At 56.5% G+C, this 22,689-nt stretch carries 18 protein-coding genes; 13 read left to right on the forward strand and 5 right to left on the reverse strand.

The features are described 5' to 3' along the window. Window positions 1-45 precede the first annotated feature (45 nt). Entirely contained in the window at window positions 46-1,119 is a 1,074-nt protein-coding gene (locus tag D888_RS0116310) for an ADP-ribosylglycohydrolase family protein (RefSeq protein ID WP_020677642.1), read from the reverse strand. A 122-nt stretch (window positions 1,120-1,241) separates the two neighbouring features. Here D888_RS0116310 and D888_RS0116315 point away from each other — a divergent pair, with 122 nt between their 5' ends. From D888_RS0116315 to D888_RS0116330, 4 genes are all read left to right on the forward strand, one after another. Then, complete coding sequence (locus D888_RS0116315) at window positions 1,242-1,805, forward strand: DUF3750 domain-containing protein (protein ID WP_033423747.1); 564 nt, start codon at window positions 1,242-1,244, stop codon at window positions 1,803-1,805. 278 nt (window positions 1,806-2,083) lie between these two features. Next, window positions 2,084-3,793: a DEAD/DEAH box helicase gene (locus D888_RS0116320; protein WP_020677644.1), complete on the forward strand. Its 1,710-nt coding sequence runs from the start codon at window positions 2,084-2,086 to the stop codon at window positions 3,791-3,793. 235 nt (window positions 3,794-4,028) lie between these two features. Further along, window positions 4,029-5,480: an HD domain-containing phosphohydrolase gene (locus tag D888_RS0116325; RefSeq protein WP_020677645.1), complete on the forward strand. Its 1,452-nt coding sequence runs from the start codon at window positions 4,029-4,031 to the stop codon at window positions 5,478-5,480. After that, window positions 5,480-6,064, forward strand: a complete 585-nt coding sequence (locus D888_RS0116330; RefSeq protein ID WP_020677646.1) for a membrane lipoprotein lipid attachment site-containing protein — start codon at window positions 5,480-5,482, stop codon at window positions 6,062-6,064. Before D888_RS0116325 ends, D888_RS0116330 begins: the two co-directional genes overlap by 1 nt. A 60-nt stretch (window positions 6,065-6,124) precedes the next feature. On the opposite strand, the gene D888_RS0116335 is transcribed toward D888_RS0116330, so the two are convergent. The 4 genes from D888_RS0116335 to D888_RS0116350 all read right to left on the reverse strand — a co-directional run bounded on the left by D888_RS0116335 (window position 6,125) and on the right by D888_RS0116350 (window position 10,378). Then, window positions 6,125-6,550, reverse strand: a complete 426-nt coding sequence (locus D888_RS0116335) for a hypothetical protein (protein ID WP_020677647.1) — start codon at window positions 6,548-6,550, stop codon at window positions 6,125-6,127. Between the two features lie 284 nt (window positions 6,551-6,834). Beyond that, window positions 6,835-7,887, reverse strand: coding sequence for a zinc-binding metallopeptidase family protein (locus D888_RS0116340; protein WP_020677648.1), 1,053 nt, complete (start codon window positions 7,885-7,887; stop codon window positions 6,835-6,837). 73 nt (window positions 7,888-7,960) lie between these two features. Beyond that, entirely contained in the window at window positions 7,961-9,244 is a 1,284-nt protein-coding gene (bioA, locus tag D888_RS0116345) for an adenosylmethionine--8-amino-7-oxononanoate transaminase (RefSeq protein WP_020677649.1), read from the reverse strand. Window positions 9,245-9,298: 54 nt separating this feature from the next. After that, window positions 9,299-10,378 carry an SO_0444 family Cu/Zn efflux transporter gene (locus tag D888_RS0116350; RefSeq protein WP_425402585.1) on the reverse strand — a complete coding sequence of 360 codons (1,080 nt, stop codon included), beginning with the start codon at window positions 10,376-10,378 and terminating at the stop codon, window positions 9,299-9,301. A gap of 254 nt (window positions 10,379-10,632) precedes the next feature. Between D888_RS0116350 and D888_RS0116355 the strand changes: the two genes are divergently transcribed. The 9 genes from D888_RS0116355 (at window position 10,633) to D888_RS24900 (ending at window position 22,488) form a co-directional block, all read left to right on the forward strand. Next, complete coding sequence (locus D888_RS0116355) at window positions 10,633-10,962, forward strand: hypothetical protein (protein WP_020677651.1); 330 nt, start codon at window positions 10,633-10,635, stop codon at window positions 10,960-10,962. 207 nt (window positions 10,963-11,169) lie between these two features. Beyond that, entirely contained in the window at window positions 11,170-11,556 is a 387-nt protein-coding gene (locus tag D888_RS0116360; protein WP_020677652.1) for a DUF302 domain-containing protein, read from the forward strand. A 52-nt stretch (window positions 11,557-11,608) separates the two neighbouring features. Further along, window positions 11,609-12,409, forward strand: coding sequence for a transglutaminase-like domain-containing protein (locus D888_RS0116365; protein WP_020677653.1), 801 nt, complete (start codon window positions 11,609-11,611; stop codon window positions 12,407-12,409). 187 nt (window positions 12,410-12,596) lie between these two features. Beyond that, entirely contained in the window at window positions 12,597-15,944 is a 3,348-nt protein-coding gene (locus tag D888_RS0116370) for a transglutaminase family protein (RefSeq protein ID WP_020677654.1), read from the forward strand. A 48-nt stretch (window positions 15,945-15,992) separates the two neighbouring features. After that, window positions 15,993-18,566 (forward strand): circularly permuted type 2 ATP-grasp protein, encoded by a 2,574-nt coding sequence (locus D888_RS0116375; RefSeq protein ID WP_169513296.1) that lies wholly within the window; start codon window positions 15,993-15,995, stop codon window positions 18,564-18,566. Next, a complete protein-coding gene (locus D888_RS0116380; protein WP_020677656.1) occupies window positions 18,563-19,474 on the forward strand; it encodes a transglutaminase family protein in 912 nt (303 codons plus the stop codon). Before D888_RS0116375 ends, D888_RS0116380 begins: the two co-directional genes overlap by 4 nt. Before the next feature lie 51 nt (window positions 19,475-19,525). Continuing rightward, on the forward strand, window positions 19,526-21,013 hold the full coding sequence (locus tag D888_RS0116385; RefSeq protein ID WP_020677657.1) for a circularly permuted type 2 ATP-grasp protein: 1,488 nt from the start codon (window positions 19,526-19,528) through the stop codon (window positions 21,011-21,013). Beyond that, window positions 21,013-21,990 (forward strand): alpha-E domain-containing protein, encoded by a 978-nt coding sequence (locus tag D888_RS0116390; RefSeq protein ID WP_020677658.1) that lies wholly within the window; start codon window positions 21,013-21,015, stop codon window positions 21,988-21,990. Before D888_RS0116385 ends, D888_RS0116390 begins: the two co-directional genes overlap by 1 nt. Before the next feature lie 297 nt (window positions 21,991-22,287). Next, a complete protein-coding gene (locus tag D888_RS24900) occupies window positions 22,288-22,488 on the forward strand; it encodes a GSU3473 family protein (protein WP_342666823.1) in 201 nt (66 codons plus the stop codon). Window positions 22,489-22,689: the final 201 nt, after the last annotated feature.

The following is a 22,689-nucleotide window of genomic DNA, read 5'->3' on the forward strand; positions in this document are numbered from 1 at the left end:
GTTTGAGTCACAGCAAACAATATTGATTCTTGGTTGTCGTGATTATTATACCTGAGCCGCCAATCCATGGGCCAAACTGAGAAGCCCGGCAGCATCCTCCAGACCGTCTATGAAGCGCTGTGGAATCCCCTTTAAACCGACCTGCGCACCAACCAGAGCACCAGTTAACATAGCCCGTGCCATATTCTGCCCGCCGCCATTGACAGCATGCAGTACCGCGGATTCAAAATCATCCCTGAAGCGCGCAGCCAGATAATAGGCTGCCGGCACTTGGTGATAAATGGCGCAGGGCATCCCGTATACCAACGAGACTTTCCAGGCTGGCTCGATACGGATGGCCGGATCATGCGCGGCTTGCACCATGTACATCGGCGACAGCAGCGCATCGGGTGAGGCAAAGCGTCCTGCCCGTGGAGGGTCCGGGTCGCCGGGTTGTGGTGGTTGCAGATTATCAGCCGTCACCGCATGAAAGGGTAAGTCTCCAGTTTTTACCAACCGCATCAAGCGCGTCGAAATGTTCTCATCGAAAGGGTGACCCTGGACCAGCTGACCCAGGGTGGCCCCGAACGCGACCGTCATCGCCACCACCGTGTCGTCAATCTGGGTCAGGGTGGTGTTGGCTGCAATGTTTTCAGCGAGCTGCGCCGGCGATGATGCATAACGAATTGCGAGGGGGATGGTCCGCTCAATCGACTCGGTGTCATCAGCATGCCCCCCGGTTTCCCCCCAGGGAAGCTGCTGTTCGACCCGGCGTCGCCAGGCCTCCCGGATCGATTGGCTGGTATAACCTCCCGGTCCATTTGCCGGGGTCCCATCCAGCTGCGGAAACAGGTCCTCGTCAAGCCGGCGGCAAAAATCGGCCTGGCGATATTCCCCCTTCTCGACCAACGACTCCGTCATCATGCGCATCAAAATCCCGGCCTGAGAGGACTGCCCTGCCTTGAGCCCGGCATGATATCGATTCGGCCGGGGATCGGTGTAATCATCGATCCAGGTCCCGTAATCCTGCCACTGCTGCTTCAGATCGTAATACCAGTGTGGCCCGAGCGCCAGCGCATCTCCGATAAAGGCACCCATCATTGCCCCCGCTGCACGTTCCTGTAGCTCAGAATTCAACATAAGATCTCCGCTCTCATGGGTGATTCACAGAATCTCAGTCTAACAGAAGTTCAGCTCTGACGTATGTCCACCATTTACCCGGCAGGAGCTATGAGAGTAGAATAAGGCCTATGGGCCCAAAAATGAGACCAGCTGTCAAAAAAGCGTTGAAGCTTCTGTTCCCCATGATTGTACTGCTTATTACTCTGTCCAACTGTGCCACCCACAATGACTGGCATCACGCCAGCCGCGCATCATCCGGGCTTGCTCCCGACCCTGCAACCACCAGCGAAGCGGTCCTCCAGATCTACGGTGCTCCGGCCTGGAGCTGGCGCGGCTGGTTTGCCATCCACACCTGGATCGCGGCCAAGCCGAGCGGTGCCGATCACTATACGGTCTACGAAGTGATCGGCTGGCGTCTGCCGGCCATGGGGAGCGTGGTGCGCATTGCAGCAGATCTACCGGATCGTTTGTGGTACGGGAAACAGCCACGCCTCCTCAACGAACATCGCGGGCAGGGGGTCGACGCCCTGATTCAAAAAGTTGATACCGCCGCACGGCGCTACCCCTGGGGAAAGGAATACACCCTCTTCCCTGGCCCCAACAGCAACACCTTTACCGCCTGGATCGGCATTCAGGTTCCCGAGCTGAAGCTGGACCTCCCCTTTTCGGCGATTGGGAGTGGTTACGCAGTGAAGGCAAATTGATGACGGATAGATTTCTGGATCGCCCCCAGCACCAAATGATCGAGGTAAGAAGAGGCGCTGCGTTGCGGCGAGATCAAACAGACAAAATAGCGCAAAAATTCGCTAATTCTCTAAAATATCGAAGAAAATTATTGATCTAATCAGCCAGACGCGGTAATACTTTCGCCCTTCGGATGGTAGGGTTTCAGGATGGTCCTCGCTGCTTACCTTCCACAATTGCTCAAAACACCCTCTACGAATCACTTCCGGGTATTTCAGCCCTTTAAGAAAGATAGACCATGACAGAATCTCAACCGCTCGGGTTCGCGGATCTCGGCCTTGCTCCCAACGTTTTCAAAGTCATCAAAGAACTCGGCTATGAATCCCCCTCTGAAATTCAGGCCCAGAGTATCCCGCCGCTCCTCGCCGGGCGCGACCTTCTCGGCCAGGCCCAAACCGGAACCGGCAAGACTGCGGCCTTCGCTTTACCGCTGCTGAGCATGCTTGACCTCAAAAAACGCGTGCCGCAGATTCTGGTGCTCGCACCGACCCGCGAGCTGGCCCTGCAGGTTTCCGAGGCCATCCAGACCTATGCGCGTCACCTCAAAGATTTCCATGTTCTGCCGATCTACGGCGGACAAAGTATGGTTCAGCAGCTGCGCCAGCTGTCGCGTGGCGTTCACGCCATCGTCGGCACCCCCGGCCGGATTCAGGATCACCTGCGCCGCGGCACCCTGAAACTCGACAATATCCGCACGGTCGTGGTCGACGAAGCGGATGAGATGTTGAAGATGGGCTTCATCGCCGACGTCGAAGACATCCTCTCCCACGCTCCGGCCGAGCGTCAGACCGCACTCTTTTCAGCCACCATGCCCAGCGAGGTGAACGGGGTCGCGCGACGCAACCTGAGAAACCCGGTAGAGATCCGGATCCAGACCAAAACCCGCACCGCCGAGACCATCGACCAGTATGTCTGGCAGGTCAAGGGGATGCACAAGCTGGATGCGTTAACCCGGATTCTCGAAGTCGAAGAGACAGAGGCGATGATCGTCTTCGTCCGCACCAAGGTTGCCACCGTCGAGCTGGCCGAAAAGCTGGAAGCGCGGGGCTTCTCATGCGCCGCCTTGAATGGTGACATGACCCAGCAGGCGCGCGAAAAAACGGTTGAACGCTTTCGCGACGGCAAACTCGATATCGTGGTTGCGACCGATGTCGCCGCCCGTGGGCTTGATGTACAGCGGATCAGTCACGTCATCAATTACGATATCCCCAACGATATTGAAGCCTATATTCACCGCATCGGCCGGACCGGACGCGCCGGACGCGCTGGCAAGGCGATCCTCTTTGCCGCTCCGCGCGAGCAACGTATGATCGCCGCCATTGAACGCGCCACGCGGCAGAAGATCAAGCCGATGGGTCTGCCGAGCCGTCAGCAGGTCACCGATCGCCGCGTCAGCCAATTCAAGGAGTTGGTCACTGAGGCGATGGAGGCGCAGGACCTCGAATTTTTTGAAGACCTGATCGATGGCTATCAAAATGAAAGCGATGTCAGCTTTCGCCGCATCGCTGCAACCCTCGCCTTCCTGCTGCAAAAGGAACGTCCGCTGCAGCCCGAGGAGCGGGTCGAATCCCTCCCGCCGCAACGTGAGCCGCGCGAGAGTACACATAGCAGTTCGAGTCAACAAAACTATGATATCGAACGCCTGCAGTATCGCGTCGAGGTCGGTCGCACTCACGGCGTGGAGCCGGGCAATCTGGTCGGCGCCCTCAGCAACGAAGGGAACATGCCCTCTTCGATGATCGGCAAGATCAAGATCATGCAGGAGTTCAGCCTGGTCGACCTGCCGAAATCACTCTCACCAGAGGTCCTTGCCAAACTGGCCAAGGTCTGGGTCCGAGGCCAGCAGTTACAAATCTCACTTGATGGCGGCCAGAAGCAGGCCCCCAAAAGACGCACCTTCGGCAAACCGGCGAGCGGTTTCAAAAAACCGGTTAACCGCAGAAAATAACCAAAAAAAACGCGGACGTCGTTTCCATGTGACGTCCGCGTTTTTTTGTTTCCGGGCGGACTGACCGATTCGTACGGGTCAAGACATGTGTATTTTTCGCTTGAATTCTGTCTTGTCAATCCCCGCTTGAAAGGCGGATGTTTTGTTTGCCTCATTTTCTAAATTCAGGTTATACAACTTTCGGAGCTGAATCTAACCCGAATATATCTCATCAGAGGGGGACAAGGTTCCTCGCATGAATGAGCCTGTCCGGCGCAACCGAAAAACTCAACGGCAACAACCTTTCGGATTAACCTCCCGCGTACGCAGAAGCCTCAGCCATTTTTTACCGCGTAAAATTTCCCGCCAGTTCGACGATATCGGCTCTAAACTGACTCTGCTGGTTATCAGCCTGGTCGCACTTCTCACCTTTGGCACGGCTTTTCTCGTCATCAGCATCATGAACGATGTTCTGATGCACTCCATGATCAAACGGGGCGCTGCCACCGTCTATGCCATCGCCAGCTCGGCAGGATACAGCATTCTCAGCGATGACCGTCTGGCTCTCGACAATCTGGCAGCCCAGACAAAAAGGAGCCAGGAGGATCTCACCTACGTAGCGATCCTTGACCGTTCTCAGACCATCCTCGCTCACAGCCAGCTTGAACTTGAGGGTAAACGTTGGCCACGCCTGGAAGGTGAGCTCATTGAACGCGATGGTCTTTTGCGCATCACGCGTGTTTTTCGCAACGGCCTGACCGTCTATGAATTCAGTCTGCCGATCAACTTTTCCGCGCACCGGGTCGGTGAGGTCGTGATCGGACTCAACCCGCAATCGTTAGTCGCAGCCCGTTCGGCCGCTCACTGGCGTATCCTCTTTATCGCCAGCCTCGCGATGCTCTGCGGTACCCTCGGGACAGTCTTTCTCTCCCGCCTCTTTACCCGACCGATCACCCAACTTTATCAGGGCGTCGAGCGTCTCAAATCGGGCGCAGGGAAAGTCAACGTCCCGGTGCTGTCCAATGATGAGCTGGGGGGATTAACCCGCAGCTTTAACGCCATGGCCGCCGAAATTGTCCATCAGAGGCAGGGTCTGTTGGACTCTTCGGCCGATCTTGAAAAGTCTTATCATGATATCGTCCGCATTCTGGCCGGAGCGCTCGATGCGCGCGATAATTACACCTATGGGCATTCCGCCCGGGTCGCCCGGCTCGCGGTGATGCTCGGCAAACAACTTGAACTTGATACTTCACAACTAAAAGAGCTGGAAATGTCGTGCCTGCTCCATGATATCGGCAAGATCCGAGTCCCGGACAACATTCTCAATAAACGCGAGCCTCTCAATCACCTTGAGAATTCCCGTATTCAGAAGCACCCGCACCACGGGGTTGAAATCCTCGAACTGGCAAATTCCCTGCACTGTCATATTCCGACGGTGAAACACCATCACGAATGGTACAATGGTCAGGGCTATCCTGATGGGTTATGCGATGAGCAAATTCCTTTGAATGCCCAGATCGTGGCGATCGCCGACGCCTACGACGCCATGACAACCTCGAGGCCCTATCGTCAAGGACTCCCACACGAAGCCGCTGTCGCTGAAATTCAGCGCTTCCGCGGAACCCAATTTGCCCCGTACCTGACCGATATTTTCGTTGCGACACTCCAACAGCAGGGCCATTCAGAGCTGGAGGTCTCGAGCCAGTGATGAAAAAAATCCTTCTCTATCTCGTCCTCACTTTTGTGCTGAGCGGCTGCGCCGGCTCGACGATACCTGAAGGGTCGAAAACCTCGGGGCAACCCGTCCCGCAGCACCAGCATACCCGCAGCCCTCAAACCCAAATCGACCTGTCCCTGCGTCAGGGAGACTACAGCAGGGCTCTCAGGTTACTGGGTGCCCTCCAGGAACAGGGCGGCTGGAACCAACAATTTGAAGACACCTGGGCGCAAGCTTTCGCGGGCCTGTTAGCGCAAGCCGAACAACGCCTGGCGCAAAAGGACTACCCCGTAGCCGGTCGACTGTATAGCGATGCGATCGACAACCTGCAAAAAAACAGCGCGCGCCTGGCCAGGAGGGAAAGAGATCTGCTGCAGCTGAACAAACAGCTTGATTACTGTGCAGACCAGCTGCTCGAACGCGGGTTATTGGTATATCGCAGCGGGAAGCTGCAGCAAGCCCTTGCTATCTGGGAGCAGATAAATAAGTTTCACCCCCAGCACACGGCCTCACAACGTGCGATCAACACTACCCGCCGACAACTGCATAACCTTGAAGCTCTCTCCGCAGAATAAAAAAAGCCGGACACAATCAGTGCCCGGCTTTTTTAATCAACTTATGACTGGCTATCGTTTTTAACCGCAGCGCAAAACCTTGGCGCCGTCTGCAAAAAGAACCTGCATCTTGCGGGTGCCGGTGAGTACCTGAACTTGCCCAAGACCGAAAGTCGGGTGATTGATCAATGCACGCAACTTGTAGGTCTGCTCCATGGAATAGGCCAGCGCGGCGTTGGAATTAAACGACGACTCCAGGTCCTGCCATTTTTGTCGTTCGGCGGCCAGCGGATCCGCTTTTGCTCGTCGGGTCGCGGGTTTTTTAGCCACAGCCGGCTTCTTTGCCGCGGCGGGCTTACGAAACTTGTGTTCACTGCTGCAGATGTTGCACTTGACCTTGACCGGTGTATCTTCAACCATAGCAACGATAGTGTGATTGGTTTCCTGCGCGCACTTGGAACACTTGGCCGCAATATAATCGCCAGCTGACAACGGGGTACTGCTCATTGATGAAACTCCCTTTAGTGAAAAAATAGTCAAGCACACCAGAAACGACCAAGCACTCAGCAGGGTTTCGAGGCAAGCCTGACAGGTCTCAAAAATAGACCTGACGACACACCGGACGCTTAACCGAGGAACAGAAAGGCTCAAGAGTCTAAAGAGGGTGTCAGCCAGGTTGGTCTTACATAGTACCCCCGGACGGCAAAAAAAGATAGCAGCATTGGATTAGAATTTGGAAACATCGACCATATAGCGGGGCAGGATCCTCCTGATACAGGTTCTTCTACGACTCACAGGACCTGAGAAATGACGGTCAGCAGGCGAATGAAGGCCTCCACCGACTCAGCATCCGCACTTTCTTCCATCGTATGATAACCGAAGGTCGGGATCTGAATAGTGGTCCCGTCAACCAGCCTGTTCGAGGCCGCGATGATTCGACCCATCTCGGTACTGCCGAGGGAGCGCGGCTTTTCCCCGGAAAGCACGCGCTGTGCGTTGCCGGCTTCGACATAACGATTCTTGTACAGAAAAGACAGTCGATTCTCCTGACAGAGGCGCTCAATCAGCGTAGTCGCCTCGCGGTTGAAAGTGGCATTGGCGTCCTTTTCACGCAACACCAGAAGCTGGCCGTTGGCCGCCTCAATGTCACGGAAAGGGCTGGTATCAACAACAAACAAGCGATTGGTTGACCCCCCAAAGCGCCGAAACCATTCCAGCAGATAGCGCCAGCTCTTCCCCGCTTCTTCCTGGGCGGTAAAAAAAGCGGTCCCTTCAAAGCCGAGGCTGAACAAGTGAACCAGCACCGCAGCCGTCAGGACATTATCCAGCTGCCCCTCCAGTCGGCCGTTGGTTATTTTGAGCCGATCCTTAAAAGCCACCGGCGTGCCGGCGACGACGGTGTCCAGCCCTTCGGTCTCAAAAATCAGGTTATTTCTGAACTCACAGACATGCGAAGAACGGATGATTCCATTGCCGCGATAGACCCCGGACCAGGGCTCATAAGCATAAACCGGCACCGACTGAAAGCGCCCGGTGATCTTGCTCATCAGCTCTTCCGAGACCGAATTGTTCAGCAGATCTGTCCGGTTACCAGAGATAAACGCGGCATACTGAAACTCATCAGGGCCGGTACAGATCAGACCATGCCGGTCGATATGTGCTGAAAACATGGCGCTCAAAGGCCTGCTCCCCTGGGCCACCAGCAACCCCTCATACCAGGTAACCTGCGCACCGCGCTCTTCGAGTTCGCGCTGCAGGACGCGAAAAAAGGAATGCTCGGCGCCCACGACGCTGGGTTGGCGGATGAGGGCTTTGAGCAGATCGATAAATTCAAGACTCAACATCGAAATCACCTGTAGCGGCGCGCGGGCCGGGGGAAAGAGCTTCTGGATGGTTTGACATGCAGGCACCCTGTCGTTATTGCAGCGCCACGACCCGGTAGATAGCGGCCATCAAGATTGCCAGATCTGGATCCGACATCACATAGGGCGGCATCACATAGACCAGCTTGCCGAAGGGACGCACCCAGACCCCCTGTTTTACAAATTCCGGCTGAATCCGGGCCATCACCACCGGCGCCTTCATCTCGACCACCCCGATGGCGCCGAGCACCCGCACCTCAGCCACTTGCGGCAACTCGCGACAGGGGGCAAGGCCCGAGGAAAGACCGGCGGCAATTCTGGCAACGTTCACTGCCCAATCCGAATCGAGCAACAGGTCGATACTCGCGCAGGCGACCGCGCAGGCTAGCGGGTTGCCCATAAAGGTCGGGCCGTGCATAAAGACCCCCGGCTCACCTTGCGAAAGGCCCTCGGCCACGCGCGCTGTGGTGAGGGTTGCCGCCAGGGTCATGGTGCCGCCGGTCAGCGCCTTGCCGAGGCAGAGGATATCAGGCGAGATCCCGGCATGCTCGCAGGCGAAGAGTTTACCGCTACGCCCGAACCCGGTCGCAATTTCGTCAGCGATCAACAGCAGATCATACTGATCGCAGAGTGCCCGCACTTCGCGTAGATATTGCGGGTGGTAGAAGCGCATCCCCCCCGCCCCCTGCACAATCGGTTCAAGAATGACCGCCGCGAGCTGTGAGTGATGCTCCTCGATCAGGCATTGCAGGCTGAGGATATCCTGCGGCTCCCAGTCTGCGCCGAAAGGGCAGCGGGGCGCATCGGCGAACAGCTGATGCTGCAGCAGGCCCGACCAGATTTGATGCATCCCGGTGTCGGGGTCACAGACCGACATGGCGCCGAAGGTGTCACCATGATAGCCGTTCCGAATGGTCAGCAGGCGCTGTTTTTCTGGACGACCGGTGCTGTAGCAGAACTGGATCGCCATCTTCATCGCCACTTCGACCGCAACCGAACCTGAGTCACTGAAGAAGACATGCTGCAGCGGTGCCGGGGTCAGTTCGACCAGTTTACGCCCCAGTTCGACGGCGGAAGGGTGAGTCAAGCCACCGAACATGACATGGGACATCTGGTCGATCTGCTGCTTGAGTGCGGCGTTTAAACGGGGATGGTTATAGCCGTGGATAGCAGACCACCAGCTGGCCATGCCATCGATCAGTTCGCGGCCATCTGCCAGTTTAAGGCGGACTCCGCTGGCGCCGACCACCGGGAAGACAGGCAAGGGGTCGGTCATAGAGGTGTAGGGGTGCCACAGGTGCTGGCGGTCAAAACTGAGCCAGTCGTTGGAATCAGGCATGGACTCTCCGAAAATATCTAGATGGGAACAGTAGACAGGAATGAAACCCGTTTTTCAGGAAGAACAGGAATCGCCACAGCCACAATCACTCGAGCCCTTGATACCCGGCAGCAGATTTCTGACAATCAGCAGCAGCAGCAGGATCGCAGAGATCACCTCAACCGGGGATGAGGCCGTTGTTCCAGCCTGTGCGACCCATGGCATCAGATCAAGACCAGTGATGCCGATACCCCAGTTGAGCAAAAACCCGAACAGCAGTGAACAGAGTGCGAGGGACGCCAGGTAGATCACCGTCGCCGCCCGTCCAAAATAACGCAGGACCAGGGTCAGGGTTGCCGCATTGGTCGCCGGACCTGCCAGCAAAAAAACCAGTGCTGCGCCGGGCGACAGGCCTTTCAAAATAAGCGCGGCTGCAATCGGCGTTGACGCACTGGCGCAGATATAGAGCGGAATCCCGACCAGCAACATGATCAGCAGCGAGACAAATTCACTCCCCAGGTAACGCGCGATCAGCACTTCGGGCACCAGATGCGAAATCACCGCGGCAAGCAGGACCCCGAGCAGCAGCCATTTACCGATATCACCGAGCAGGTCACCAAAGGCGTAGGCTTGCCCGGCGCGAACCCGCGACCACAGGGAAGCTTCGACATGCTGGTGGCCGGCGTCCGCGCAACCGGGAACAGAACACTCACAGCTGGCGGCCAGCGCCTTATCCAGCGGCTCTTCCGGCAACAGGTTGATCAACAACCCGGTAATGGTCGCCGTCAGAAAGGCCGCAATCGGCCGCACCACTGCCATCAACGGCCCCAGCAGCGCCCAGGTGATGGCGATAGAATCGACCCCGGTCTCGGGCACCGAAACCAGAAACGAAGCCGCAGCGCCTTTACTCGCCCCCTGCTTGCGCAGGCCGATCGCCGCGGGAATGACCCCGCAGGAACAAAGCGGCAGCGGGACACCGAAGAGTGCCGCCTTGAACACCGAGCCGCTGCTGCTTTTCCCCAGATGGCGAACCACGACATCCTCAGGCACCAGCGCCTTGAGCAGTCCGGCGGCAAAAAAGCCGAACAGCACATAGGGCGCGGCCTCAAGCAGGATGCGCCAGCATTCAAGGCCGATAGCAGTGAGAAATTGGATCATCGGACTACCTAATATAAAAACAAAAAATTATCGGACGCGTTTTATTTAAGAATAACCCAGCAGCGGCAAACATGTAAGACACGATTTCTGGCGGTGCCAATGCTGGCTAAACCGTCTGAAATAGATGCCACCCTTTTATTTGAGACAATCTCATTTTAAAAAAATCACAAATCCATAAGCCCCGGGTAAACCTTTCTGTCACCCCTGCGTCTAAACAGGTAATCAAACAACTTACCGAAGGAGAAAACAGCATGAAAAGTTTATTTTTAGCGGCGGTCATCATGGCAAGTCTCGTAGGAACTCAAATAGTTGCTGAAGCCCGCGGCGGTTCCGGTAATGGTGCTGGCATGAGTAACGGCTCGGCGAGCATGACCCGCATGGGCGGTAACGCCATGGGCCTGAGTGGTTCGGCCATGCAGACGCGAACTCGGACACAGGCCCGCGTGCGTGACCAGTCTCAACTCAGAGATTCAACGATGACCGGCACCGCAGATGAAAGCAAACTTCAAACCCGGCAACAACTGCGTGACCCCGCACTGCACGTTGAGACAATGCCCTCTCCGGTCGTTGTCACAGAGTAAACAACGCCAAAGACAGCTTCGCAGTACTAACCAAAAGGCCCATCCGCTTGCAGATGGGCTTTTTGCAATTTGTGGCGCGTTCAACGCCATCCCCTGTTTCAGCTCAAAAGGATGTCATGCCGCCACAGAAGAATGCCGACGCTCAGGTTTCTGTTAGAATGAAGGGTGTAGCCCCTTCACCTGATTGTCTCAAGAAAGGTATTTTCCATGGATTACGTCTTCAATAAAAAGGTACATATCTCTTTCGCACAAGCCATTGAGCGGGTAATCGAAGAACTAGGAAAGGAAGGATTTGGTGTCCTGACCGAAATCGACGTTACGGCGACCCTCAAAAAGAAGCTGGATGTTGATTTTCGCAACTACCGGATTCTGGGCGCCTGCAATCCGACCTACGCCTATAAAGCCCTGCAGGCCGAGCCCTGGATCGGCAGCATGCTCCCCTGTAACGTCATCGTGCAGGAATTGGAGACGGGGGAAGTCGAAGTGGGGGCCGTTAACCCGATCGCTTCGATGCAGGCGGTCGACAACCCCGCGCTCGGCGAGATTGCGCTGGTGATTCAGAAAAAGCTGCAGGACGTTATAGATCGGCTTTAATCACTAACGCCATTTTTGTAACTCTACTCAACATGCGTCAGGGTTTTCACACATGATCTGGCTTAAAGCGACCTGTCAGCTCGACTTTCACATGGATTCGCAAACCGCCCTGATGCTGATGTTACGCCCACAGAGCGGAGCGCAGCAGTGGATCGCGCGCGAAGACTACAGGCTGGACCCCAACCTCCCCATGGTCGAATTTACCGACAGCTATGGCAACCTCTGCCAGCGCCTGGTCGCACCATCAGGAGCCCTGTCTATTCAAACCTCCGCGCTGGCTATGACAGCAGAGGGGGTGGACTGTGCCCCCGGTTCCAGATTTATTGAAGTACAGTACCTCCCCCAGGCCGTACTCGTTTACCTGCTTCCGAGCCGCTATTGTGAGTCCGACCGACTTGGCGACATCGCCTGCGAAATCGTCACCGGGGAGACACTCGGGTATGACCAGGTAGCGTGCATCGACGACTGGATTCGCAACAACATCCGGTACACCCCCGGGTCGAGTCCGTTTCAGGTTTCTGCAACTGAAGTTCATACGCGGCGCGAAGGGGTCTGCCGTGATCTGGCGCACCTTGGCATCGCACTCTGCCGCAGCATCAGCATTCCCGCGCGCCTGGTGGTCGGGTACCTCTACGGTCTTCAGCCGTTGGATTTGCACGCCTGGTTCGAGGCCTATGTCGGTGGGCGCTGGTATACTTTCGACCCGACTCAGTACCAGAGCCGCGGTGGCCGCATTGCCATCGCCTATGGTCGCGATGCCGCCGACGTGTCGATCTTCCATCAGTTCGGTGGGGGTGATATTCTCTCCGGAATGGAGGTTCTGGTGCAGTCGCTGCCGGGTATGCCGTTCTAGGAGACCATCTCATCAACAGTCGCCCAGATCAGGCACTGTTTCTGCGCTGCCGCGATAAACAGAACAAAAACATTTCTCCTCGTTTGTCAGTACATATGCTATTTTAGAACTTCATTGGTCATATATCAGATACCAGCTTGCGCCTCTCTTGAGAGCCATCTGTGTCACTCTTCCACAAGGATTTTCTATGCCCATCCGCATCGCCTGTAATCACGACACCAGCTATAAATTTGATCGTCCGATTTCGATTTTTCCCCATGTCATCAGACTGCGACCAGCGCCGCACAGCCGCACTCCGATTCATGCATATTCACTCAAAATCACTCCGGAAAAACATTTTATAAACTGGCAGCAGGACGCCTTTGGCAACTACCTGGCGCGGCTGGTTTTTCCGGAAAAAACCAACGAGATGAGCATCAAGGTCGAGGTTATAGCCGACATGACGGCCTATAACCCCTTCGACTTTTTTATTGAAGAGTATGCCGAGACCTATCCCTTCACCTATGAGGCGCTGGAGCGTTCTGAGTTAGCCCCCTACTTCGCTAAAATTGAACCCGGTCCGCAGCTGAAAAAACTTCTCGAGAGCATTGACCGCAGCGAAAAGCGTACTATCGATTTTCTGATCGAGGTTAATCAGAAAATCATGTCAGTCGTCAACTATTCGGTGCGTATGGAGGTCGGGGTTCAGAGCTGCGAGACAACCCTGTCGCGCGCCATCGGATCCTGTCGTGATTCTGCCTGGCTGCTGTTGCAGGTGCTGCGTCACCTCGGTCTGGCGTCACGCTTTGTCAGCGGCTACCTGGTCCAGCTGTCATCCGATGAAAAATCGCTGGATGGCCCTTCGGGCCCCGAGAAAGATTTTACCGATCTGCACGCCTGGACCGAAGTTTATATCCCGGGCGCCGGCTGGATCGGCCTCGACCCGACCTCGGGGCTCCTCGCCAGCGAAGGACACATCCCCCTGGCCTGCACCCCGCATCCGTCGAGTGCTGCGCCGGTGACCGGCGCGACCGAAAAATGCGAGGTCGAATTCACCCACAGCAACGTCGTGACCCGGATCCATGAAGACCCGCGCGTCACCAAGCCCTACAGCGATGAACAATGGCTGATGGTCAACGCCCTCGGCCAGCAGGTCGATGCCGAAATTGTCGCCGCCGACATGCGCCTGACCATGGGCGGTGAGCCGACCTTTGTCTCCATCGATGACATGGCGAGCGCCCAGTGGAACACCGCCGCCGACGGCCCGCACAAACGGGAACTCGCCTACGACCTGACCCTGCGCCTGCGCGACGCCTTTTCCCAGGGCGGCCTGCTGCACTTCGGCCAGGGAAAATGGTACCCCGGTGAGCCACTGCCGCGCTGGGCCAACAGCATCTTCTGGCGCAAGGACGGCAACCCCATCTGGCGAAACCCGACGCTGCTCGCCGACATCCATAAAGACTACAAGCTCACCGATACCGATGCGCTGAACCTGGCTGAGCGTGTGACCGCGCTTTTGGGGATCAACAATAACTATCTGGTCGCAGGCTTCGAGGATGTCTTCTACTGGCTGTGGAAAGAGGGCACCATTCCCAAAAACCTCGACCCGCTTAAGGTCGATCTGAAAGATTCGGCTGAACGCCGTGCCCTGGCGCAGGCGCTTGATCGCGGAATAGGGAACCCGGTCGGCTATGCCCTGCCATTAAAATGGGACGACCAGAAAGCGACCTGGGCCAGCAGCCCCTGGGATTTCAAACGTGAACAGATGTTCCTGATCCCCGGTGACTCAGCTATGGGGATGCGTCTCCCCCTCGATTCACTCCCCTGGGTGGCACCGGAGAAACGTGAGCCATTTTACGACAAGGACCAGTTCGCCGAACGCGCCGCACTGGACGACTTTCACGACAAAATTTCCAGCGCGGCGGCAGGTGCCGAAGAGACCGCAGACCGCAGCGATGAAGAGACCCCGCTGATTGAAATCACCCACACCGCCCTGTGCATCGAGGCGCGCGGCGGGCGCCTGCATCTCTTCATGCCCCCTCTGAGCACCCTGGAACAGTACCTCCACCTGATCGCGGCCATCGAGACCGCGGCTGAAGAACTTCAGCATCCGGTAGTTATTGAAGGCTATGAACCGCCGCGTGACGCACGGCTTGAAAAACTGGCCGTCACTCCCGACCCCGGGGTTATCGAAGTCAACGTCCATCCGGTCAGCAGCTGGAACGAGCTGGTCGAGAACACCACGCGGCTCTACGAAGAAGCACGCCAATGCCGGCTGGGAACCGAAAAGTTCATGCAGGACGGACGCCATACCGGCACCGGCGGCGGTAACCACATCACCCTCGGCGGTCCCACCCCGGCCGACAGCCCGATCCTGCGCCGTCCCGACCTGCTGCGCAGCCTGGTGACCTACTGGCAGCATCACCCCGGACTCTCCTACCTCTTCTCCGGCATGTTCCTCGGACCGACCAGCCAGGCACCGCGTATCGACGAGGCGCGCAACGATTCACTCTACGAACTTGAGATCGCGTTCCAGCAGATGCCCGAAGGAGAGGTCGCCGAACCCTGGCTGGTTGATCGCCTGATGCGCAACCTGCTCATCGATGTCACCGGCAACACCCATCGGGCCGAATTCTGCATCGACAAGCTTTATTCACCGGACAGCGCCACCGGCCGCCTCGGGCTGCTTGAGCTGCGGGCCTTTGAAATGCCCCCGCATGCGCGCATGAGCCTGGTCCAGAATCTGCTCTTGCGCACCCTGCTCGCCTGGTTCTGGAAGCAACCCTACAAACAGAATCTGGTGCGCTGGGGGACCGAGCTGCATGACCGTTTTCTCCTCCCCTATTATGTGAAGCAGGATATGAAGGAGATCGTCGCCGATCTGCAAAAGGCCGGGTACCCGTTCAAGCTGGAATGGTTCGATCCCTTCTTCGAATTCCGCTTCCCGCGTTACGGCACGGTGCAGATTGACGAGATCGAACTGGAGCTGCGCTTTGCCATCGAGCCCTGGCATGTGCTGGGCGAAGAGGTCACCAGCCAGGGAACCGCGCGCTACGTCGATTCCTCGGTGGAACGGTTGCAGCTCCACGTCACTGGTTTGACCGAAGGTCGTCATGTCATCTCCTGTAATGGCCGCCGACTGCCGTTACGCAAGACCGGGCGCAAGGATGAGTTCGTCGCCGGGGTCCGTTATCGGGCCTGGCAGCCGCCTTCGGCGCTGCATCCGACCATCAAGCCCCATACTCCACTGATTTTTGACGTCATCGACAGCTGGACCGGCCGCTCCATCGGCGGTTGCGCCTATCATGTCGCCCATCCGGGCGGGCGCAATTATGATGATTTCCCGGTCAACGCCTTAACTGCCGAGTCGCGCCGCGGTGCGCTGTTTACCGTGACCGAACACAGCCCCGGGCCGATTCAGGCCCAGGCCGATTATGCCCCCGCAGGCCACTTCTTCCCGCAGGGAACACCACCGAATCTGATGGCGCCCCCGGTGGAAGAACCGAACGAAGAATTTCCGTACACCCTGGATTTGCGCTGTGCACCACCCAAATGACCTTTTCCGCCGTGATCACCGATCATGGCGGGCAGTGAGATAGCTGACGTGAGAATAGAATCAGATCAACGCCAAAATGCCGGTTCACAATCCTATGCAACCGAGCTCAGTCAGGACACAGATTTCTGCCTCAGCAAAGGGATTCTCTCCGCGCACGAACAGAAACTTATGCAGTCCCTCGAAACGATCGGCAGCAAACGCCTGAATCGCCGACGCAAAGAAGCGCAACGTCTGCTGCGCGAAAATGGGGCCACACATAATGTCTTTGATACGATAGACCGCGCACACCCCTGGCAGTTTGACCCCGTGCCACTGATCATCAGTGATGAGGAATGGGGAAAAATTGAAGCGGGGCTCGTTCAGCGTGCGACGCTCCTGAACCTGATTCTTGCTGACATCTATGGCCCGCAAACTCTCACAGAGAAAGGGTTATTGCCACCGGAACTAATCTTCGCCCACCAGGGTTTCCTCTTGCCTTGCGTCGGCATGCTCTCCTCCGAGAAACGCCATCTGAATATCTATTCGGCGAATTTGACCCGCGGCAAAGACGGACGCTTCTGGGTCCTGGAAGACCGCACCCAGCCTCCGCTGGGATCTGGTTATGCCCTGGAAAATCGCATCGTCATGACCCGCAGCTTTCCAAGGCTTTTTCAGGATTTTCAGGTCCACCGTCTGGCCATGTATTATCGCGCCCTGCGCAACAACCTCAGCCAACTGGCACTGCACAACAAGGCGGAACCGCATATCGTCGCCCTTACTCCCGGCCCCGGTCACAGCGCCTATTTTGAACATGCCTATCTGGCCTCTTATCTTGGCTATACCCTGGTGCAAGGCGGGGATTTGGTCGTAAGGGATGGGTGTGTCTGGCTTAAATCGGTCGGTGGCTTGCGTCAGGTCGATGTCATCCTGAGACGCCTGGATGATAACTGGTGTGATCCCCTTGAGCTGCGCGGTGATTCGATGTTCGGCGTTCCAGGCCTGCTGGAAGCGATCCGCCTCGGCAATGTCGTTACGGCCAATCATATCGGCAGCAACGTCCTCGAAAACCCTGCCCTGCTCGCATTTCTGCCGGGAATTTCACGCCACCTGCTGCAGGAAGAACTTCTGCTCCCCTCTGTCGCAACCTGGTGGTGTGGTCAACCACGCGAGCGTGAATTTGTGCTGCAGAACCTCAACAAACTCATGGTCAAGCCGATCCATCCGATCTCCGGACTGCCAGAATTTATTCCGGGGAGCCTGGATGAAATACAACTCTCCAGCTGGCGAAAGAGAATCCTTGCCAACCCGCACCTGTATGTGGGACAGGAGCTGGCCTGCCTGTCGACGGTCCCTTCATTTGTATCTGACAAGATCGAACAACGTCAGAGCATCTTGAGTACCTTCCTCACCGCGCAGGATCAGACCTATGTCGCCATGCCGGGCGGACTGACCCGAATTGCGCCTCAGGCCTCCGGTGAAATATTCTCCAATCAGGAGCGCGGCATCAGCAAGGACACCTGGGTGCTGACCCGGGAGCCGGAGAAACAGGTCAACCTCTGGCGTAAAGCGCAACCCAACCAGTTAATTCAGCCGATTGTCGGCTCTCTACCGAGCCGAGCCGCCGAGAACCTGTTCTGGGCAGGCCGTTACGCCGAACGAACTGAAGCAACCGCGCGACTGCTTCGTGCGATCCTGACGAAAATACTGGAATACAATGAATTTCGTGACGCCGATGACCACCAGCGCCTGAATCATCTCCTTGGCGCCTTGACGCACTTGACCTCAACCTTCCCTGGCTTTATCGGGGAGGGTGCCGATGAGAAGCTGGCAGATCCACGGGCTGAGCTCCTCTCCCTCGCCCGGGAGATAGAAAGACCGGGGAGCCTGAGAGCATCCTTGCGTGGCCTGAGCAGGGCGACCTACGCGATAAGGGATCTCTTACCCGCTGACGCCTGGCTGGTAGTCGACAATATGCGCCAAAACTGGAACCCCAAGATTGCTGTCAGTCAGATCGGCAGTGGCCAGCTAAACGCCAGCGTCAATAAATTGATCCTGCAACTCTCGGCATTCAGCGGTCTGACCCATGAAAATATGTCACGCGAGACGGCCTGGCTTTTGCTGAATATCGGCCGGAGACTTGAGCGGGCCATCAACCTGATCACTCTGTTACGCGCGACCCTGGTCCCCTGCTATGAAGCGAGCATGGAGTCCCAGATGATTGAATCGGTGCTGGAAACCTGCAACAGCCTGATCGTTTTCCGGCGCCGCTATCGCTCGTTCATGCAACTTTCGACCATCCTGGAGCTTCTCCTGCTTGATGAAAACTACCCGCGTGCGCTGGCCTATCAACTGCAGCAGCTCCAAAGTCACATCGACGCCCTGCCACGTGAACAGCTGATCGAAGGCCCCGGCCAGGATAAAAAGATGATCTCGGAAGCGATCACCGAACTGCGGAACGCCAACCATACGCAACTGACCCAACTTGCGGGGAGCGACAGCACCTATCCCTTGCTTGAAAAACTGCTGGTCTCGCAGAAAGACCGGCTGGAGCAGCTACTGGAGGCCCTGACGCAGCTCTATTTCAGTCCGGTGCTCGTGCCGCAGCAACTCGGGAACAATGTTGAGGGGAAGAAGGCTTCATGAATTTTCACATCACCCACTCGACCCGCTACAGCTACAGCGCCCCCGTCGGGCTGTGCTGGAACCAGGCCTGCCTCCTGCCGCGAGAGACCGCAAATCAGAAATGTCTCTCGAGTGAGCTGCAGATTTGTCCGCCCGCTTCCGGGGTACGCGAACGCAGCGATTTTTTTGGCAACCGCGTCACCCACTTTGCTATCCAGAACCCCCACAAGGAATTACTGGTCACAGCCAACAGTGATATTTCGATCACCCCGGACCCCGAACTACTGCTCGACGCCAACCTCCACACCTGGGACGAGCTTAAGATCCTGTTGGCGACGGAGAAGGATCCAGTCCGACTGCAGGCCATCCCTTTTCTCTTCGATTCACCAATGATTCCACGCACTCAGGCATTGGCCGATTATGCCTTGCCTTCATTTCAAGCCGATCGCCCGCTGGTCGAGGCGGTCCGGGATCTGATGGAACGCATTTACCGCGACTTCACCTACGATCCCGCCGGCACCACAATTGCCACCCCCCTGGCGGAGGTCTTGAAGAACAGACGCGGCGTTTGCCAGGATTTCGCCCACCTGGGAGTTGGTTGTCTGCGCTCCATGGGGCTCGCGGCGCGCTACGTCAGCGGGTATATCGAGACCCTTCCCGCACCGGGCAAGGAGCGCCTGGTCGGCGCCGCCGCATCGCACGCCTGGTTTTCGGTTTATGCGGGAGAGGCGGGCTGGGTAGATTTTGACCCGACCAATAATCAGATTCCGCTGGAGCAGCATATTACGGTGGCCTGGGGGCGTGATTTTTCGGACGTCTCGCCTTTACGGGGCGTTGCTCTGGGCGGCGGAAAACACCGCGTCAGCGTTTCGGTGGATGTCGCCCGCGCCCCGACCAAAATTGTAAACTTTCAGTTTCAAAGTCAATAACGGCCTGATCCTTACGCTTAGAGAAAAACACTGCCCGGAAAGGAGCCTCAGATGAGATTTACTGGTTATGATACAGAGGGATTTTACGATGAAGTGTTCGACGAGCAGGGAAACCCGCGCCCCGGGGCCGATCTTCTGATAGAGCGGATCAATGCCCTGCCTGACAAAGAGTTGCATCGTCGCCAGAAAGCCGCGGAAAAAGCCCTGCTCAACCTCGGAATCACCTTTAACGTCTATGGCAGCGACGCTCAAACCGAAAAAATATTCCCCTTCGATATTGTGCCGCGCATCGTCCAGGCCGATGAGTGGGAAGTTCTGGAGCGTGGCCTGAAACAGCGTATCAAGGCCCTGAACGCCTTTATCGATGACGTTTACAACGAACAGAAGATTTTAAAGGATGGCATCGTTCCATCCGAACTGGTGCTCTCGGCCGACGGCTTTCGCAAGCCCTGTATCGGCCTGAAACCGCCCGGTGGCATCTGGTGTCACATTACCGGTACCGACCTGGTGCGCGGCGGTGACGGTAAATATTATGTGCTGGAAGATAACCTGCGCTGCCCTTCGGGTGTTTCCTATGTGCTGGAAAACCGTCTGATCATGAAACGCACCTTCCCGATGGTCTTCGACGCCTGCAGCGTTCAGCCGGTCACCGATTACCCCAGCCGCCTGCTGGAGATGCTGCAAGGTCTGGCCCCACAGGGCATTCGCTCGCCCAACGTCGTCGTCTGGACGCCGGGGATTTACAATTCGGCCTATTTCGAGCACAGCTTTTTAGCTCAACAGATGGGGGTTCCGCTGGTTGAAGGGGGCGATCTTGTCGTCAACCGTGGCGAAGTGATGATGCGCACGACCAAGGGGCTTGAAAAGGTCGATGTCATCTATCGCCGTATCGATGATGACTTCATGGATCCCAAGGCCTTCCGCGCCGATTCGATGCTCGGAGTCCCCGGCCTGATGAAAGCCTACAGCAAAGGGAAGGTCGCGCTGGCCAATGCGCCCGGCACCGGCGTCGCCGATGACAAGGCGGTCTATGCCTACGTGCCCGAGATCATTCGCTACTATCTGAACGAAGAACCGATCCTCAACAATGTTCCGACTTACGCCTGCTGGCGGGATGAAGACCGCAAGTATGTCCTCGAGAACCTCGACAAGCTGGTGGTCAAGGCGGTCAATGAATCCGGTGGCTACGGCATGCTCGTCGGGCCGCATTCAACTGCCGAAGAACAGGCCGAATTTGCCAAACGGATTGAGGCCAATCCACGCACCTATATCGCCCAACCGACCCTGGCGCTATCACGCGTCCCCGTGCTGCTTGAGGATCACTTCGAGGGGCGGCACGTCGATCTGCGCCCCTACATCCTCTATGGCAAAGAGAGTATCTATGTCCTGCCCGGCGGATTAACCCGGGTGGCACTGAAAAAGGGTTCGCTGGTGGTCAATTCATCACAAGGCGGCGGGAGCAAAGACACCTGGGTGCTCAATGCGGATGACAGCTCTGCCACAGCATCCTCGATGCAGCAGCAACAGGAGGTCAACTAATGCTAAGTCGCGTTGCAAATTCCATGTACTGGCTCAACCGTTACATCGAACGGGCCGAAAATGTCGCCCGTTTCATCGATGCCAACTATCACATGACCCTCGATATCCCCGAAGGCGCCAGCGATCAGTGGCAACCCCTGATCAACACGACTGGCGACCACGAGCTCTTCAAAAAACTCCATGGTGAAGCCACGCGTGAGAAGGCCATCGAATTTCTGGTGTTCGACCGCAACAACCCCAACTCAATCCACTCCTGTGTGCGCGCGGCGCGTGAAAATGCACGCTCGGTCCGCGAATATATCAGTTCGGAGATGTGGGAACAGATCAACACTTTCTACCTGATGATCAATAATGCGGCCAAAGAAGTGTCGATGGATCTGCCGCACCAGTTTTTTGTCGACATCATGACTGCCAGCCACACCTTTATCGGCATCACCGACTGCACCATGAATCATGGCGAGGGCTGGCATTTCGGCCGCCTGGGCCGCATGCTGGAACGCGCCGACAAGACCTCGCGGATCCTCGATGTCAAATACTTTATCCTGCTCCCCTCCGTCGATTATATCGGCAGCCCCTATGACAACATCCTCTGGGGAGCACTCTTAAGGTCGGCCAGCGCGTTCGAGATGTACCGCAAGCAATACGGCCGGATCGACCCCAAAAAGATCGTCGAGTTCCTGCTGCTCAGCGCGACATTCCCACGGGCCGTACACTACAGCGTCGTGACTGCCATGATTTCGATGAACAACATCACCGGCAGCTCGCGCGGCACCTTTTCTAACAAGGCCGAACAGAGCCTTGGACGGCTCCTGTCCGAATTTGACTTTGCCGCCCTGGATGACATATTCACCCAGGGTCTGCACGAATATCTTGATGGTGCTCAGTCCCGCATCAATGATGTTGGCGCGGCCGTACAGAAAACGTTCTTCAGTCCCCAAGTCGAAGAGGTTGCAACAGAAGCCAGGATCAACGAATAGAGTCGGCTGGTTCAACTCTCTGCAGCACCCGCCCGAAAAAAGAGCGCAGGCCCAACTGATACTCTCAGCTTGGGTCTGCGCTCTTTTTTCGGGATCTCACCTTTTTCTACCGAAATATTTCCGAACTGACCCTATCCATTTTGTCGGAAAAATTTACAGCTATTTTCCCAACCCCACTTTGGCTCGCTAAGATAGCTATTTTAAAAAGATTTTTTTTCTTGGAACAAGAGTTGCTAGAACATTCGGAGGGTAAAAGTAAGAGAATTTACTTTTTTCTAAAAAGGGTAGCCCATGCTGATGCGTGTCATCTACACTGATGGAACTTTTGATCTGGTTAAGGACTTCAGCCTTAACCGCTTAATTGAAACTTGCAGAATTATAAAGTTCAAGAGGGAGAGTGGTTGGGTCGACATCCGCTCGCAACAAATACGCAGAAAAGGCAGAGACGAAAATTATTTCGGGCCTGAAAGAAGAAGCCATCCGCAGCCCGGGCCGTGACATATACCTCACGCTCCACACACCAGATGAATCAGGTTGACGTCCCGCACAAATCACTATTACCGCACCACATGAGGGGCCAGCCCGGCTAGAACGGGACGGCCCCTCATGTGGTTTAACACCAATTCAATTGCGACTTTGTCAGGGAATCTGTCGCCTCTTCATTCGTTGTTAAAGACAACCCATACCCGGCCTCTTCAT

This window comes from Geopsychrobacter electrodiphilus DSM 16401 (assembly GCF_000384395.1).
In the GTDB taxonomy this organism is placed as follows: Bacteria; Desulfobacterota; Desulfuromonadia; order Desulfuromonadales; family Geopsychrobacteraceae; genus Geopsychrobacter; species Geopsychrobacter electrodiphilus.